The sequence below is a fragment of the Puia sp. genome (genome assembly GCF_035546395.1).
Classification (GTDB): Bacteria; Bacteroidota; Bacteroidia; order Chitinophagales; family Chitinophagaceae; genus Puia.
In genome coordinates this window covers 303,953-318,869 of record NZ_DASZXR010000014.1, presented here as the reverse complement: position 1 = coordinate 318,869, position 14,917 = coordinate 303,953, and the positions used below count along the sequence as shown (strand labels likewise).

The 14,917-nt window shown below is 56.0% G+C and carries 16 protein-coding genes; 10 read left to right on the top strand and 6 right to left on the bottom strand.

What is annotated here, in order from left to right:
• The first annotated feature begins 102 nt into the window (after positions 1-102).
• The 5 genes from VHE34_RS14005 to VHE34_RS13985 all read left to right on the top strand — a co-directional run bounded on the left by VHE34_RS14005 (position 103) and on the right by VHE34_RS13985 (position 3,487).
• A complete protein-coding gene (locus tag VHE34_RS14005; RefSeq protein ID WP_325588913.1) occupies positions 103-1,104 on the top strand; it encodes a metallophosphoesterase in 1,002 nt (333 codons plus the stop codon).
• Positions 1,101-1,628 carry a YceI family protein gene (locus tag VHE34_RS14000; RefSeq protein ID WP_325588911.1) on the top strand — a complete coding sequence of 176 codons (528 nt, stop codon included), beginning with the start codon at positions 1,101-1,103 and terminating at the stop codon, positions 1,626-1,628. The genes VHE34_RS14005 and VHE34_RS14000 overlap by 4 nt, the downstream gene beginning before the upstream one ends.
• A 6-nt stretch (positions 1,629-1,634) precedes the next feature.
• Positions 1,635-2,036 (top strand): c-type cytochrome, encoded by a 402-nt coding sequence (locus VHE34_RS13995; RefSeq protein ID WP_325588909.1) that lies wholly within the window; start codon positions 1,635-1,637, stop codon positions 2,034-2,036.
• 122 nt (positions 2,037-2,158) lie between these two features.
• Positions 2,159-3,025 carry an OmpA/MotB family protein gene (locus VHE34_RS13990; protein WP_325588907.1) on the top strand — a complete coding sequence of 289 codons (867 nt, stop codon included), beginning with the start codon at positions 2,159-2,161 and terminating at the stop codon, positions 3,023-3,025.
• Positions 3,026-3,049: 24 nt separating this feature from the next.
• Complete coding sequence (locus VHE34_RS13985; protein WP_325588905.1) at positions 3,050-3,487, top strand: hypothetical protein; 438 nt, start codon at positions 3,050-3,052, stop codon at positions 3,485-3,487.
• 7 nt (positions 3,488-3,494) lie between these two features.
• On the opposite strand, the gene VHE34_RS13980 is transcribed toward VHE34_RS13985, so the two are convergent.
• Together VHE34_RS13980 and VHE34_RS13975 are read right to left on the bottom strand one after the other, a co-directional pair.
• Positions 3,495-4,883, bottom strand: coding sequence for a PAS domain-containing sensor histidine kinase (locus VHE34_RS13980; RefSeq protein ID WP_325588903.1), 1,389 nt, complete (start codon positions 4,881-4,883; stop codon positions 3,495-3,497).
• Between the two features lie 402 nt (positions 4,884-5,285).
• Entirely contained in the window at positions 5,286-6,419 is a 1,134-nt protein-coding gene (locus tag VHE34_RS13975) for a glycoside hydrolase family 88 protein (protein WP_325588901.1), read from the bottom strand.
• Positions 6,420-6,477: 58 nt separating this feature from the next.
• Between VHE34_RS13975 and VHE34_RS13970 the strand changes: the two genes are divergently transcribed.
• Both VHE34_RS13970 and VHE34_RS13965 read left to right on the top strand, forming a co-directional pair.
• A complete protein-coding gene (locus VHE34_RS13970; RefSeq protein ID WP_325588899.1) occupies positions 6,478-7,113 on the top strand; it encodes an ABC transporter ATP-binding protein in 636 nt (211 codons plus the stop codon).
• 27 nt (positions 7,114-7,140) lie between these two features.
• Positions 7,141-7,506: a hypothetical protein gene (locus VHE34_RS13965; protein WP_325588897.1), complete on the top strand. Its 366-nt coding sequence runs from the start codon at positions 7,141-7,143 to the stop codon at positions 7,504-7,506.
• A 107-nt stretch (positions 7,507-7,613) separates the two neighbouring features.
• On the opposite strand, the gene VHE34_RS13960 is transcribed toward VHE34_RS13965, so the two are convergent.
• Positions 7,614-8,087 carry a hypothetical protein gene (locus VHE34_RS13960; RefSeq protein ID WP_325588895.1) on the bottom strand — a complete coding sequence of 158 codons (474 nt, stop codon included), beginning with the start codon at positions 8,085-8,087 and terminating at the stop codon, positions 7,614-7,616.
• Between the two features lie 133 nt (positions 8,088-8,220).
• Positions 8,221-9,216, bottom strand: a complete 996-nt coding sequence (gene mgrA / locus VHE34_RS13955; RefSeq protein ID WP_325588893.1) for an L-glyceraldehyde 3-phosphate reductase — start codon at positions 9,214-9,216, stop codon at positions 8,221-8,223.
• A 57-nt stretch (positions 9,217-9,273) separates the two neighbouring features.
• Here mgrA and VHE34_RS13950 point away from each other — a divergent pair, with 57 nt between their 5' ends.
• Entirely contained in the window at positions 9,274-9,816 is a 543-nt protein-coding gene (locus tag VHE34_RS13950) for a hypothetical protein (RefSeq protein ID WP_325588891.1), read from the top strand.
• On the opposite strand, the gene VHE34_RS13945 is transcribed toward VHE34_RS13950, so the two are convergent.
• Complete coding sequence (locus VHE34_RS13945; protein ID WP_325588889.1) at positions 9,813-10,529, bottom strand: DUF2071 domain-containing protein; 717 nt, start codon at positions 10,527-10,529, stop codon at positions 9,813-9,815. The genes VHE34_RS13950 and VHE34_RS13945 overlap by 4 nt on opposite strands.
• Before the next feature lie 3 nt (positions 10,530-10,532).
• A complete protein-coding gene (serA, locus tag VHE34_RS13940) occupies positions 10,533-11,771 on the bottom strand; it encodes a phosphoglycerate dehydrogenase (protein ID WP_325588887.1) in 1,239 nt (412 codons plus the stop codon).
• Positions 11,772-11,881: 110 nt separating this feature from the next.
• On the opposite strand from serA, the gene VHE34_RS13935 reads away from it, so the two are divergent.
• Both VHE34_RS13935 and VHE34_RS13930 read left to right on the top strand, forming a co-directional pair.
• Entirely contained in the window at positions 11,882-13,240 is a 1,359-nt protein-coding gene (locus VHE34_RS13935; protein WP_325588885.1) for a serine hydrolase domain-containing protein, read from the top strand.
• A 132-nt stretch (positions 13,241-13,372) separates the two neighbouring features.
• Positions 13,373-14,881: an NAD(P)H-hydrate dehydratase gene (locus VHE34_RS13930; protein ID WP_325588883.1), complete on the top strand. Its 1,509-nt coding sequence runs from the start codon at positions 13,373-13,375 to the stop codon at positions 14,879-14,881.
• Positions 14,882-14,917 lie beyond the last annotated feature (36 nt).

Sequence of the window (14,917 nt, the reverse complement as noted above, 5' to 3'; positions counted from 1 at the left end):
AGGCCGCTTGATCCCGGATTTGATCAAGAATACGGCCTGCCTCGTGTAAAAGATTTCGGGCGCGCTGGTGGATCCCGTTGTTTTGCTCCATAATTCAGCATTATGAAGAAAGTAAAACACGAGAGTCTACTCAGCGCACTCGAAAGCGAGGACGGCATCGACAGAGCCGGGTTTATCAAATGTATGGCTTGGGCGGGTACAGGCGTTCTCTGGATGATGACCGGCGGCTCGCTCAAGTCCTTTGGGATGAGCCAGCTGCTCGATAAGGATACCGGCCGTCTTAAGCCGGGCATCTCGCTGCCCAAGGCGGATTTCAGCTTTGTGCAGATCAGCGACAGCCATATCGGCTTCAACAAACCCGCGAATCCCGACGTCGTGGGTACCCTGCAGGCGGCGATCGATAAGATCAACGCCATGCCCAACGCGCCCTCCTTTGTCCTGCACACCGGTGATCTTTCCCATCTCGCCCAGAAGGAAGAGTTCGACACGCTCGACCAGTCGCTCAAAAGCGTAAAGACCGACAGGATCTTTTACGTACCCGGCGAGCACGACGTACTCAACGATGGCGGGAAATCGTTTTTGGAACGTTATGGAAAAGGGTCGAAAGGCCAGGGATGGTACAGCTTTGACAAAGGAGGTGTCCACTTCGTCGGTCTTAACAACGTGACCGATACCTCCGAGGGCGGTCTCGGCTCGCTGGGCGCCGATCAACTGGCATGGCTTGCCGACGACCTAAAAGCTGTCAGCAACAGCACTCCTGTCGTCGTCTTCGCTCATATCCCGCTCTGGGCCGTTTACCCGCAATGGGGGTGGGGGACCCGCGACAGCGAACAGGCCCTTTCCCTGCTCCGGCGGTTTGGCTCGGTCTCCGTGCTCAACGGGCATATCCATCAGACGATGCTGAAGACGGAAGGCAACATCACCTTCCATACGGCCACTTCCACGGCCTTCCCGCAGCCGGCTCCGGGCTCCGCGCCCGCACCCGGCCCGATGAAGGTCCCTGCCGAAAAGCTCCGCACCCTCCTCGGTCTTACCAGCGTGAACTACCAGGAACATGCGAGCTCCCTGGCGATCACCGATACCCCGTTAATCGTGGCGCCATGAGGGAATGGATCATTGTTATTCTAAGCGTCTTTACGGCGCGAGAGGGGATTGCCCAATTCCAACCGCAGGCCGCGGCTTCCACCATTCAATTCAAAATAAAGAACCTCGGGTTCAATGTCACGGGTTCGCTCGGCGGTCTGGCCGGCCAGGTCCGATTCGACCCGGCGCATCCGGAAGAGGCGACTTTCGACGTCACGGTCGAGGCAGGCACGATCAATACGGATAATGGGATGCGCGACGATCATCTGCGGGGCGAGTCGTATTTCAACGTCCAGCGCTATCCGCGTATCCGTCTCGTCTCCACCCGGATCGGCGCGCACAAGAAAGGTTCGTATCTCTTCACGGGTCAACTCACGATAAAAGATCATATAAAGGAGGTTTCCTTTCCTTTTACCGCGGCGGAGACCGCTGGTGGCTATCGGTTCATGGGAGGATTTACAATCAACAGAAAGGATTTCGACATCGGCGGCTTCAGCAGCATTTCCAACGAGCTGGAGGTGTCTCTCGATGTCATCGCAAAATAATTACGCATGATCATTCATAAAAGAACAGCCCTCGTCGCCGGTCTGGCGGTCGCCGTCACCATCGCTTCAGTTACGGCGACCTCCGCCGGCACGCACCGGGAGTATGTCAATTTAAAAGTCCTGCCGAAGGACGTTTCCTCGAAGACGTTACAGCACATCATGATCGACGAGTTTGAAGACGGTCTTGGCGTGGGATGCGGATTCTGTCACTCGGAACAAAAGGGTTCGCACAAGCTGGATTATGCGAGCGATGCAAAGCCCGAGAAGCAGATCGCGCGGAATATGATGCGCATGACGCTGAAGCTCAACGCCAGGTATTTCCAGGTCCGCCGGCCGGGGTTGGGGGATCCCGGTCTGGCGGTCACCTGTTCCACCTGCCACCAGGGCAAACCCCGCCCGGACGAGTGAGCCGGCGCCGAATGGCTCCCACCAGGGGGCGGCAATAACCGCTATCAAGCCCCCGGCTGACGCAAGTCAGGTCCATGGCCGTTAGCGCGCACTAGTTTTGCGATACACGTAAAACCAGTGATATGAAAAAGTCGTTCGGAACCATCGCACTATGCTGCGGTGTATTTCTCTTCTCCTGCGTCAGCACCAAGAAATTCAATGCCGCGCAGCAGTCTGCGCAGGCCCGGTATGATTCCCTGGTCAACGCCTCGCAGAGCCAGCTCAAAGCATGCGCGGACGGCAACGCAGACCTTAGCCGGAAGAATGCCGATCTGCAGGGGCGCTACGACGACCTGAACCGGCAACTGCCCATTATCAAGGAGAACAACACTCAGCTACTCAAGCAGTTGCAGGACCTCTCCGTTATCAGCAGCGCACAGGCGGAAAGCATCAAAAAGTCCCTCGACAACATCGGCGCCAAGGATGTCTACATCCGTGACCTCCAGTCTGCCCTCGCCCGCAGGGACTCGTTAAATCTCGCCCTCGTGATGAACCTGAAAGGCGTTCTCGGCAATCTTGATGATCAGGACATCAATATCAAGATCGAGAAAGGCGTGATCTATATCGACATCTCGGACAAGATGCTCTTCAAGACCGGCAGCTATACCGTTACCGAAAAGGCAAAGACCGTGCTCGGCAAGGTGGCGACGGTGCTGCAAAATCAGCCGGATATCGAATTTATGGTCGAAGGCCATACCGACAGCGTGCCGTACTATCATGGCGATCTCGTCGACAACTGGGACCTCAGCGTCAAACGGGCGACCTCCGTGGTCCGCATCCTCCAGGCGCAATATCACTTCCCTCCGGAACGCATGACCGCCGCCGGCCGAGGGGAATATATCAATGTTGCGACCAACTCTACAGAAGAAGGACGCCAGGCTAATCGTCGCACCCGGATCGTCATCCTCCCGCAGCTGGATCAGTTCTTCAAGCTGTTGGAGAGAAAATGACGGTTATTCATCACCTTTGACCCTATGAAACACTTTTACCCCCTTATCTTCGGCCTGCTGGCCGCCCTTTGCGTCCATGGCCAGGACAGGCTGCCCGAGGGGATCAGCCATGACAGTTCCATACACGAAATGCGCGTCAGATACACTCATTTCGTCTATTCCGCCAACGACAGCATTATCCATCGCCGGGAGATCATGAGCCGGCTCAGGCTATATAGCGAAACTGCCGGTGAACTACGCCGGTACCGCAATGCCCGGGCCGGCGTTTTCCTTTGGACGGGCGCGGCCATCGGCTCCCTCACTACGGCAATCGTGGAAGGCAACCACGGCAATCGTGCCGCAGCCTGGTCTTTTGGTGGCGCCGCCTTTATTGCGTTGTTGGGGAGGTTTAGCGCCCAGGTGAGCGCAGCATTCCATTTCCGGCAGGCGATCCATGTCTACAACAAGCGATTCATTCCCTGAACGGGTCTCATTTGGCAGCTGAGGTCCCGCGGATATGTATCAGCACGTGCTGGCGGTCGTCGCCGGAATTGGACCACTCGATGGTTCCGTTGCAGTATTCGATACGGTTATGGATGGACTGCATTTCTTTGCCCCTCGTGTTGCCGCCAAACCCCAAGCCCGCGTAGCGGATATGGACCAGGATATCGATGCCGGTAATCCGTAGTTCCAGCGCTATGGAAGCGGCATTCATATATTGGCAAAGGAATTCAAGCATGTCGCCGACGATTCGAAAGGTGTTCAATTTATCCTGGGTAGCGATGTCCTCAAAAGACTTGCCTATGAATGAAAGTCGCGGCCGGGTCTTAAATCGCTCATGTATTTCGATAGCCGTCTCTTTTATGGCCTCCTTTAAACCCAGATCCAACAGCGTCATCGGCGTCAGGAGATTACAGGTCAGTCTGAGCTCTTCGATGGCCGCCCCGAGGTTAGCGTCCGCCAGTTTTAACAGCGGTTCTCCGCTGCCGTCATCCATCAGGCTGTCAAGGATCAGCTTGCAGGAGGAGAGGGTTTGAGCGGTTTGCTCGTGAAGCCTTTTGGAAAGCCGCTCTTTTTCCGTTTCCTGGGCCTCGATAACCGATCGCAATACCTCTCTTCTTTTTTCCTGCTCGAACTGCAGCCTGGTCTCATGTGCAAATACCTCGGATGTAATATCCATGGCCCAGGCCGCGATCATAATTGTATCTTTGTAGCGCAAAGGAAATTTTGTGCTTTTGAACCACCGGGTCACCTTATTGACGTCAACGAAGGTTTCGATCGATTCCACGGTGGTTCCGGTCTGTAACGCCATCCTGTTGTTCTTGATATATTCTTCTGTTGGTTGGCTGGGGAAAATTTCCCGTATCGACTTGCCGATTATATCTTCCCGGCAATTGAAAACTTTTAGAAATGCGTTATTGACATATTCCATAATGCCATCCTGATCCGTTATCCATGCGGGCGTAGGGCTGTTCTCCATAAACTGCTGAAAAAGCTCGCGGCTCTCAAACAGTTTTTTTTCGGCCGCCTGCATTTTTCGGATCGGCGTTACATCCGCGACGTGTACGATGATCCCCTGAACGGCGCCGTGCTCGTTGTCGGGATAATACGTTGCAATAGAATTCCGGATCTCGCCGGTAGGCATCCGGATATCCCGTTCGAAGGTCTGAACTTTTCCTTGCAATGCGGCCATAACGAACGGCCGGTTCTTCTCGAACAGTTCGGGTCCCAGCAATTGGGGCAACGTCATCTTGTTCACCATAGCTTCCTTTGACACGCCAAACCAGTCGCTATATGATTTGTTGGCAAATCTGCACATCAAGCCGGTATCCCAATAGGCGAGCATCGCATTGACCGTGTCGGCTATATAGTAAGCCATGCGTTCTGTCATCCGGTTTTCCGATGGTCGACTATTGTTGTTGGCCGTGCTGTTCACTTGACGTTGTTTAATGTTTTGGCCATGGCCCTTCCTCGCCTCCTTTGCGTCGAATCCTTTGCCTCCACCAGCCGGCGATAATTGTTTGCTGCATGCCGCAGGGTGGCAGTCGGAGAGAGGGAATTAAGGATAGGGCATCCTGACATGACCGAAATTTCAATAAGTTACAATGTCAAATCGTGGATTACCGTGAGGAGAATCAGCCCCGGCCCTGAGCGCAATCACGCATGCAGAAAACAGGCTCTTTTGTACATTACCCGGTATTACACCATGTCTTATTTAACATAATGTTAATTATAAGACAAAAATAAACCAGGCGACGATTCGCCGCCACCATTCATTCGTTCATTCTCTTTTCATCGCCAGGATCTCCGCACCCGCCAGCAGGAACCCGCCCACCCCATAGGCCTCCGTGCTGTGCGCATCCGCGGCGCCCGGCTGATCGCCGATCTGCTGGACATACCCCAGCCGCCCATCCGCCTGCACCGCACCCACCAAAGCCTCCCAAGCCTTCCCAATCACCCGCCCATAACGCTCCCGGTCCAGGATCCCATGATGCACGCCCCAGGCAAGGGCATAGCAATAAAAGGCGGTCCCGCTGGTCTCCCGGTTCGGATAACGTTCCGGGTCCAGCAAGGCGGTCCGCCAGCCGCCATCGGGCTGCTGCAAGCCGGCGATCCGGGCCGCCATTTGCCGGAACACCGCCACCAGCCGCTCCCGGCCGGCAGAACCTTCGGGCATCGAGGCCAACAGCCGCGCGAGACCGGCCAGCACCCAACCGTTGCCGCGTGACCAGAACACCTTCCGCCCATTGTGCTCCCTCTTATCAAAGAATCGGCTATCCCTAAAGAACAGGCTGTCCCTTGGATCGTACAGGAAGTCAGCCGTCTTCCACCACAACCGCACCGCCGTCTCCAGATATTTGCGATCGCCCGTCACCGTGGTCAACTCGGCCAGCCCCGGCGGTGCCATAAACAACGCATCGCACCAGGCCCATTCCCGCAGGTAAATATCATTCGTCCATTCCAACGACTCGCTATGCGGCAACGAACAGATAGTGTCCGCCTGCGCGCGGAAATGCGCCAGCATCTGCGGGTCCCGGTAGCGCGCGTACAATTCACAGTACAATTGGCCGATACAGTAGTCGTCGGCCATCGTTCGGTGAGGACCGGTGTTCCATTCCAACCCGGCGCCAATAGCATACAGCGCCCGGTAGTAGGCCGAGTCGCCCGTGATCCGGGCCAGTGCGGAGATGCCGGTATAGCCCGCCGCGTTGACCCAGTCGTAAGCCGGCCAGCGCATCCCCTCCTTTTGCCAGTGGTTCAGTTGCCAGTCGGCCACCTTACGCATGATCGCTATGGTGTTAGCGCGCCCACCTTCTCGGGATTGTCCGTTCGCACCCACGGCCATCGCAAGCGAGATCGACACAAGCGAGATCCGCAAAAGCAAGATCTTCAGAAAAACAAAAGTCCGGTTCATATCCGGAATGTAACAAAAAAGCGCGTAACAAAACCCCTTTTTCAGCGACCTAACCCGCATGCTTGAACTCCGCCAGGTCCGCAAATCCTATAACGATTCGGCGCCGATCCTCGACATTGCCGCTCTCACCCTTGCCACGGGCACCTACTGGCTGCAAGGTGCGAACGGCACCGGCAAGACGACGCTGATCCGCATCCTCGCCGGCATCGTACCCTTCCTCGGAGACACCTTGATAAACGGTCACAGCCAACGCCGCGAACCCGTCGCCTATCGCCAACTCATTGGTTGGGCCGACGCCGAGCCGCTCTACCCTGGATTTCTCACTGGCCAGGAACTGGTCAACTTTTATAGCAGGATCCTGCACCCCGAATCAAACCAGATCGCTTACCTGCTTCAGAGGCTGCAGATCGGTGACTGGATCGGTACCCGGCTGGCAGGTTGGTCCAGCGGGATGACCAAGAAACTCGCCCTGCTCCTCGCTTTCCTTGGCCGGCCCACGTGGATCCTACTTGACGAACCACTGATCACCCTCGATGAAGCCGGGCTCGCCGGACTGCTGACACTGATCGGCGAATACCGCGATCGATATGGCGCCGGGTTCCTCCTCAGCAGCCACCAACTCCTCCCTACCGGCCGCCTTCCGGGCACCCAAAATTTAATTCTAATCAATCGATCGATTCAATTGAGTTCATGAAAATTAGGGGTCATATACGATCTCCGCATGCCCTTCCTCGCCTACAGTCTCGCGTTGTTCGGCCATGGCATCTTGCTTCATCGCTGCCGAAACCTGGACACCACGCGGTTGTTGGGCTACCGGTCCCTGCCGGTGAAAAAGCTCCGCTGGCTGGCCCAGTATGCCCTGTTCTGTGTCGTGCTGCTGTTGCCGGAAATAATAGTGCTGGGATGGCTTACGCCGCATCCCATCAGGCTCGTCGATGCGCTGGCCTTTGCGGGACTTGGGTATGTCATCCTGTTATTGTTGTGTGGCATCCTGCTGGCCTGGACGGTGAAGCCTGCGGATTACTTTAAGCTATGTCTGGTACTCTTTGGGATATTATATATCCTGGTACTAAAAACCTGGGGATAGAGGATCGAAAGAAATGAGGGATAGTGGATCGAAAGAAAGAAAAGAGGGATAGTGGACGAAAAGACAGAATGGAGAAGAAGGGATAGAGGATCGGAAAAGCGGAATGACTACTTCGAGGACTTCAGGATGGCCAGGTCGGAGAAAGAAGGATTATAAGCGGGGATCCTGACGTTGTCCTTCGAAAAGACTTCCGCATCATCCAGCTTGATATGAACCTTCCCATTCTTTTGGGCTTTCACCCTAACCAGCATTTCCATCCGGTCGCGATGCACACCATGGAACTGAACGGTAACGTAATACTTACCGGCGGGGACATTCTCGATCGAGATACCGTTGGTGCTGTCGGCTGCGAACATCTGGTAAACAACACCAGCGCCGGTGTGATCATAACGGTCGAAAATAACAAGAGCAGAATCCTGGTCGGTAGCAGGAGCATTGAGCTGGAAGCGAACGGAACCGGCATTCAGAACGGCCTTAGAGGAACTGGCCTTGGTGGCGGCGGGAGCCGGAGCAGGTCCCGGGTCGGCAAAAGCTGCAACGGTGCAAAGCAGCGCGATGAGGTAAAGAGTAATGTGTTTCATGAGCAACGAATTATGGCATATAGGCCAATCCGGATGCCAATCTCCACTTTGCTGTAAAACAATCACTTACATAACTCCCAAAGCCACCGCTTTTCCCGCAATGGGAACGCCCCGCCCAAATCCAGAAATACCCTTAGGCCGCGCCGAGAATACTCTCAATCTCTCTTAGTTCATCCTCCGAGAACCAGGTGTTCCGGAAACTTTGCAAGGAGTCGGTCACCTGTTCCGGCCGGCTGACCCCGATCAGCACCGAAGTGATCCGTTTGTCCTTGAGGATCCAGGCCAGCGCCATCTGTGCCAGCGTCTGATCCCGCCTGATCGCCATCTCGTTCAGCCGCCGGACCTTGTCGATCTTTTCCGGCGTTACCTCCGACTCCTTCAAAAATCCCGTCGGTTTATGCGCCCGTGAATCCTCAGGGATACCCTTCAGGTATTTATCCGTCAAAAGGCCCTGCGCCAATGGCGAGAACGGGATACAACCCACACCCTCTTTTTCCAGAACATCCAGCAATCCGTACTCCACCCAACGCTCGAACATGGAGTACTTAGGTTGATGGATCAGGCAGGGTGTGCCCAGCTGTCGTAGGATTTGGATTGCCTTCGCCGCTTCTTCGGCGGGGTAATTGGAGATGCCCACGTACAGCGCTTTGCCCTGGCGGACGATATGATCCAGCGCCATCATCGTCTCCTCCAGCGGAGTGTTTGGATCGGGCCGGTGATGATAGAAGATGTCGACATAGTCGAGTCCCATCCGTTGCAGGCTTTGATCCAGGCTGGCGACAAGATATTTCCGCGAGCCCCATTCGCCGTAGGGGCCGGGCCACATATAGTAACCGGCTTTCGAAGAGATGATCAGCTGGTCGCGGTATCCATGGAAATCCTGCCGTAGGATGCGGCCAAAATTCTCCTCCGCGGAGCCCGGCGGCGGGCCATAATTGTTCGCAAGATCGAAATGCGTGATGCCCGAATCGAAGGCTAGGTGGAGTATCTTGCGGCAATTCTCGAGGACATCCACATGTCCGAAATTATGCCAGAGTCCGAGCGACACCGCAGGCAGCAAAAGACCGCTGCGGCCGCAGCGCCGGTACTCCATGGAATCATATCGGGTGTGGTTAGGTCTGTAAGTCATACGAAGGAAATTATGCCCTAAATTTACACATTGATGAATGCTCGCCAAATTTAGGCAATGATGGACATACTCGAGTCCTTAAAACAAGAACACAGCAAAAAACAAACCGACCGGATCGTGGCGTTCGTCGGCGCGGACAAGAAGCGTTTTGCCCGGCTGATCGAGCTTTTTTTCAAAGGCGAATATCGCGTCACCCAACGGGCCGCCTGGCCTCTCAGCTATTGTGTGCGGGCGCATCCGGAACTGATCGAGCCGTATTTCAAGCCGCTGCTGGATAACCTGGCACGCAAAGACATCCACGTAGCCGTTATCCGCAACACCGTGCGGCTGCTGCAGGACGTGGCTATCCCCAAAAAACACCAGGGGCGGGTCATGAGCACCTGTTTTGACTTTCTCCAGTCGCCGGAGACGCCAATCGCCGTCAAAGCATTTTCTCTGACCGTGCTTTCCAATTTGTCAAAAGAACATCCCGACATCCGCGGGGAATTAAAGTTGATCATCGAGGAACAGTGGGAGCGTTCTGCCCCGGCCTTCCGGGCGAGGGCGAAGCGGGTACTGCGCCAAATGGAGAAGGCTGCGGCGGAGGGCCGCCTGCGTTAAATCTTCCTTTTGTTGTAGACTTCCACCGGAGACCCTTCCGCCAGAAAGACGCTGGCAGGGTCGCGGTCGCGTAATTCGGCGAAAACTGGCCCATATAAACCGCCAAAATCGCAGTCGACCGCATATTGCTGCACGTTGTAGATATCCCAGCGCGGATGCGCCACCTGGTATTCGCCTGTGAACCGGCCATTCCCGCCCGCATACCCCCAAAAATGTTCGGTAATGTATTCTTCGGCTCCGCCTTCGGGCAGTGGCCAGGCGGGGACCGCCGCCTTTGCGGACAACTGATTCCAGCGGCCGCGGTATTTCCAGGAATAGCTGACTTCGAGTCCCGCCGCATCGGAGGAGTGCGCATGATAGTGCATCGGTAGGGTGATATAGCGTTCGTGGAACAGATTGTTGGCGACAAAGGTCACGGCGCGAAGGGGCACGATCTCGCGGACAAATACCACTCCCCGTTTCCATTTGCCCTCGTCCTTATATCGAACGTAAAACCGTAGGTTGACCTCGGGAAAATGCCGGTGGAATGGGATAGCCAACCCCTTTACCCGCACATCGCGGAATTGGAACCCCACCAGGCTGACATAGGCGTCCCCTTCCCAAACATCCAGCTCGGTTCCCGCCGGGACGAGCGGGAGCAACGACGCACGTTCGACAGGATAGTTCGCCAGTAAAAGCTTTTTCCAGGCGGCGGTGAGAAAAAGGGAAGGCATAACCTAATAGAGTAACCTTGTCTTAATCGTATGCTTCACATCCTTCAGTAGCTGCAGCGCCTGGTTTGACAGCCGCTTGTCGATATCCAGCACTACATAGCCGATCTCGTCATTGGTCTTGAGATACTGCCCGAGGATGTTGATGTTATGGCTGGACAGCGTGCTGTTGATCTCCGACAATACCCCCGGCACATTCTTATGGATATGCAGGATGCGGTGCGTCCCTTCCTGGTGCGGCAGGCTCAGCGGTGGAACGGTATGGCTACCGATCGTCATCCCTGTCTCGAGGTATTGGAACAGCTTGTTGCTGACGTCCTCGCCGATATTCTCCTGCGCCTCCTCCGTCGACCCACCGATATGCGGGGTCAGGATCACATTGGGCAGTCCCTGCAGGGGGGTGGTAAACTTATCCCCATTTTTCTCCGGTTCCCAGGGATACACGTCTATCGCCGCGCCGGACAATTGCCCCTCTTTCAGCGCAGCGGCCAGCGCTTCCAGATCGACCACCTCACCCCGGGCATAGTTCAGGAGAATGGCTCCTTTCTTGATCTGCTTGATCACTGTTTTGTTGACCAGGTTCTTGGTCTGCGCGGTCTCCGGGACATGCAACGTGATGATGTCTGCCTGGCTGACCACTTCCTTAAGCGTCTTTTTGGCTACGGCATTGCCCAGCGGCAGCTTGGTCACCGTGTCGTAGAAGATCACCTTCATCCCGAGGGCCTCGGCCAGCACGCTGACCTGGGCGCCGATATTCCCATATCCTATGATTCCCAGCGTTTTACCACGAAGTTCATAGCTTCCCTTCGCCTCTTTCAGCCATACGCCTTCATGAGCGGCCTTGCTTTTATCCGGAATGCGGCGGATCAGCATGATCGCCAGCCCGATCACCAGCTCGGCAACCGACCGGGTATTGGAATATGGAGCGTTGAAGACAACCACCCCATTGTTCTTAGCCGATTTCAGGTCTACTTGATTGACTCCTATGCAGAAACAGCCGATTGCCTGCAATTTTTTTGCGGCAGCCAACACCTTGGGTGTGATCTGGGTTTTGCTGCGGATGCCCAGCAAGTGAACGTCCTTCACAGCCTCGACGAGCTGATCTTCGGGCAGGGCCCCGGTCAGTTTCTTGACGGATGCATAACCGGAATCTTTGAAGTGCTTGACGGCGGCGTCGCTGATGTTTTCTAAAAAGAGAATGTTAATCTTTTCTTTGGGATAACTCGTAGTTTTTTTTTCAGCCATAATTTTGCCCGTCTTTTTGCGTTACTTGCGAAATGGAACTGCAAGTTAACGCCGGATGATTTAAATTTGCCGTTTTCCAACCCAAAAAATTCAAGACAATCTTAGCAGAGATGAATGTGAAAGGTATTGGTTATTTAGCGTTGTCCGTAACCTTGGTGATCGTATCCTGTGGTCAGGCCCAGACAGCAAAGAACCTGGTAAAGACGGATACCTTGGCGCCTTCGCCGGCAACAACTCCCGCGCTGACGGGCCCCGAAACGGAGCGCTATACCAATATGACCGCTCATTTCTTCGATCCGATGCTTGCCGGCCGGTTCAACGGAAGTATCCTCGTCGCCAAGAATGGCGTCGTTCTCTTCGAAAAGTACAAGGGTTTCCGCGACCCGCGTCATCGCCAGGACTCCATCACCGAGCATACCGCCTTCCACCTCGCCTCCGTATCCAAGACCTTTACGGCGATGAGCATTCTCAAACTCTGGCAGGATGGCAAGCTCGATATCCACGATCCGCTGTCCAAATATCTCCCCGGCTTCCCCTATCCCGCCGTGACCATCGAGACCCTGCTAAATCACCGCAGCGGCCTGCATAACTATGTTCATTATATGGACAAGCCGGGGGTGGATCACCACAAGTTCCTCCACAACCCCGATGTGCTCCAGTACATCATCGACCATCCCAACGATCGCACGATCTATAGCGGGGTATCCAACCGGCACTTCGAATATTCCAATACCAATTACGCATTGCTGGCCCTGGTTATCGAGAAGGTATCGGGACTCCCCTATCCGGACTACCTGGGACGCACCTTCTTCCAGCCGCTGGGCATGCAGGACACTTATGTCTGGACGAATTCGGATTCCGGCAAAAGCATGACCTCGTATTATCAGACCGGCCGCCCCTTCCCCATGCAGTTCCTCGACCAGGTCTATGGCGACAAGAATGTCTACAGCACCGTGCGGGACATGTATAAGTGGGACCAGGCGCTGCGCTCCGGCCAGTTGTTCTCGAAGGGCGTGCTCGACAGCGCCTATGCGGGATACAGCTTCGAGAAACCCGGTCAGCACAACTACGGTCTGGGCTGGCGCATGCTGCTCATCCCCAATGGCAAGAAGCTGATCTATCACAATGGCTGGTGGCATGGCAACCGCACGGTCTTCGTCCGCATGATGGACGAGGACGCGACCATCATCGCCCTTAGCAACAATGACTATAGGAACGTCTACTCCGCCAAACGGCTCTGCGATCTTTTCGGCGACTACCGACAGGGTAAAGAACGCTTCGACGAGGGCGAGAACGATCCTGCCGACAGCACCGGCGGTGCAACCGTAGGCGAGCCGTCGCCTGCTCCGGTCGTGGCGCCCCGTCCTGCGACGGTCCACCGTACCCGTGCCCGAGTCGCTGCCAAAAAGACGACGCGAGTTGCGCATCATCACCGGCCGGTGAAGAAGAAGGCTGTCCAGCCGGCTTAGCGAGTGGCATCCGATCTTTTGCGGCTCATCTTATTCTGACCTTGAGCTCTACGCCCCGTTCGAGCCGCCGCGGCGCCATCCGCTCCAAGGCATGCCGCCCCCGATTCTGCCCGAAAATGCCTAAATTTCCGCATGGAAATCCTTTCAGCCGAACAGATCCGCGCCTGGGACCAGTATACAATGGAGCATGAACCCATCCTCTCCATCGACCTGATGGAGCGGGCCGCGGCAAGCTGCCTGTCCTGGCTGGAAAGAGGCGGATATCTTGATCGCAGCTTTTCGATCTACTGTGGGAAAGGCAACAATGGCGGTGATGGCCTCGCTCTCGCCCGGATGCTTTCTGCGTTGGATTGTCCCGTCACGGTGCATATCCTCGAGTTTGGCAACATCGGAACGGAGGACTTCCAGGCCAACCTGGCCCGCTTGCATTCTTCGCCCGTCGAAGTGCGGTTCGTCCAGGGCCCCGAACATTTCCATCCAATTCCCCCCGACGATATCCTCATTGATGCCCTGCTGGGCTCGGGCCTCAACCGGAAGCTGGAAGGGGTCACCGCGCAGCTGGTCGACCACCTGAACGCCTCGGGCAACGAGATAATCGCGATAGACATCCCCAGCGGCCTATTCGTCAGCAAAAGTTCGAAAGGCAACACCGCGGTCCGCGCGACCCATACCCTGAGCTTCCAAGTCTATAAGCCGGCCTTCCTCATGCCGGAAAACGAAGCCTGGGTGGGCGAGGTCCATATATTGGACATCGGTCTTCATCCCGGCTACCTCAGCCAGGTACAGGGCGAGGCCGAGTTGCTCGATGCCGCGATCATCGGCGCCATCTATAAGCCTCGCAAGAGCTTTTCGCATAAGGGCAATTTCGGTCATGCTTTGCTGGTGGCCGGCAGCTATGGGAAGATGGGGGCGGCGGTCCTCGCCGCCAACGCCTGCCTGCGAACGGGGGCCGGCCTGCTGACCTGCGACATTCCCAGGTGTGGATATTCCATTTTGCAAACGGCCCTGCCCGAAGCCATGCTGGTAATGGATCCCGACGAATGTATTCACACCGCGGTGCCCGATTCGCCGGACAAGTATTCCGTCGCCGGCGTCGGACCTGGTCTGGGCCAGGAGCCTCCAACCGTCGCCTTCCTCCACCAGTTGCTGCAGCGCTATCGTAAACCCATGGTGCTCGACGCCGACGCGCTGAACATCCTGGCTGCTCATCCCGACTGGCTGGAGATGCTGCCTCCCTACTCTATTCTGACGCCCCATCCCAAGGAGTTCGAGCGGCTCTTCGGACCTTCCGCGGACGACTATGGCCGCCTCGACAAGGCCCGCGAGCAGTCTCGCCGGCTGGGTGTCATCATCGTTTTAAAAGGACATTATACTTTTGTCGCCATGCCCGGCGGAAAGGGCTACTTCAATTCCACCGGCAACCCGGGCATGGCCAAAGGCGGCAGCGGCGATGTGCTGACCGGCATCCTGACGGCCCTGCTCGGCCAGTCCTATTCCCCCGGTGAGGCGGCCCTGCTCGGCGTCTATCTCCACGGCCTGGCCGGCGATCTCGCTGCCGAGGTTCATTCTCAGGAGGCTATGCTCCCCTCCGACCTTACCGCTAATCTTGGTAAAGCGTTCCAAATCATTCAGAAATCTTGATAATGGATTTTGCCGGGTCGCGCCGGAACCGTATTT

Coding starts and splice junctions, on each gene's coding strand:
- VHE34_RS14005 (WP_325588913.1), top strand. CDS start 103: ATGAAGAAAGTAAAACACGAGAGTCTACTCAGCGCACTCGAAAGCGAG.
- VHE34_RS14000 (WP_325588911.1), top strand. CDS start 1,101: ATGAGGGAATGGATCATTGTTATTCTAAGCGTCTTTACGGCGCGAGAG.
- VHE34_RS13995 (WP_325588909.1), top strand. CDS start 1,635: ATGATCATTCATAAAAGAACAGCCCTCGTCGCCGGTCTGGCGGTCGCC.
- VHE34_RS13990 (WP_325588907.1), top strand. CDS start 2,159: ATGAAAAAGTCGTTCGGAACCATCGCACTATGCTGCGGTGTATTTCTC.
- VHE34_RS13985 (WP_325588905.1), top strand. CDS start 3,050: ATGAAACACTTTTACCCCCTTATCTTCGGCCTGCTGGCCGCCCTTTGC.
- VHE34_RS13980 (WP_325588903.1), bottom strand. CDS start 4,883: ATGGCTTACTATATAGCCGACACGGTCAATGCGATGCTCGCCTATTGG.
- VHE34_RS13975 (WP_325588901.1), bottom strand. CDS start 6,419: ATGAACCGGACTTTTGTTTTTCTGAAGATCTTGCTTTTGCGGATCTCG.
- VHE34_RS13970 (WP_325588899.1), top strand. CDS start 6,478: ATGCTTGAACTCCGCCAGGTCCGCAAATCCTATAACGATTCGGCGCCG.
- VHE34_RS13965 (WP_325588897.1), top strand. CDS start 7,141: ATGCCCTTCCTCGCCTACAGTCTCGCGTTGTTCGGCCATGGCATCTTG.
- VHE34_RS13960 (WP_325588895.1), bottom strand. CDS start 8,087: ATGAAACACATTACTCTTTACCTCATCGCGCTGCTTTGCACCGTTGCA.
- mgrA (WP_325588893.1), bottom strand. CDS start 9,216: ATGACTTACAGACCTAACCACACCCGATATGATTCCATGGAGTACCGG.
- VHE34_RS13950 (WP_325588891.1), top strand. CDS start 9,274: ATGATGGACATACTCGAGTCCTTAAAACAAGAACACAGCAAAAAACAA.
- VHE34_RS13945 (WP_325588889.1), bottom strand. CDS start 10,529: ATGCCTTCCCTTTTTCTCACCGCCGCCTGGAAAAAGCTTTTACTGGCG.
- serA (WP_325588887.1), bottom strand. CDS start 11,771: ATGGCTGAAAAAAAAACTACGAGTTATCCCAAAGAAAAGATTAACATT.
- VHE34_RS13935 (WP_325588885.1), top strand. CDS start 11,882: ATGAATGTGAAAGGTATTGGTTATTTAGCGTTGTCCGTAACCTTGGTG.
- VHE34_RS13930 (WP_325588883.1), top strand. CDS start 13,373: ATGGAAATCCTTTCAGCCGAACAGATCCGCGCCTGGGACCAGTATACA.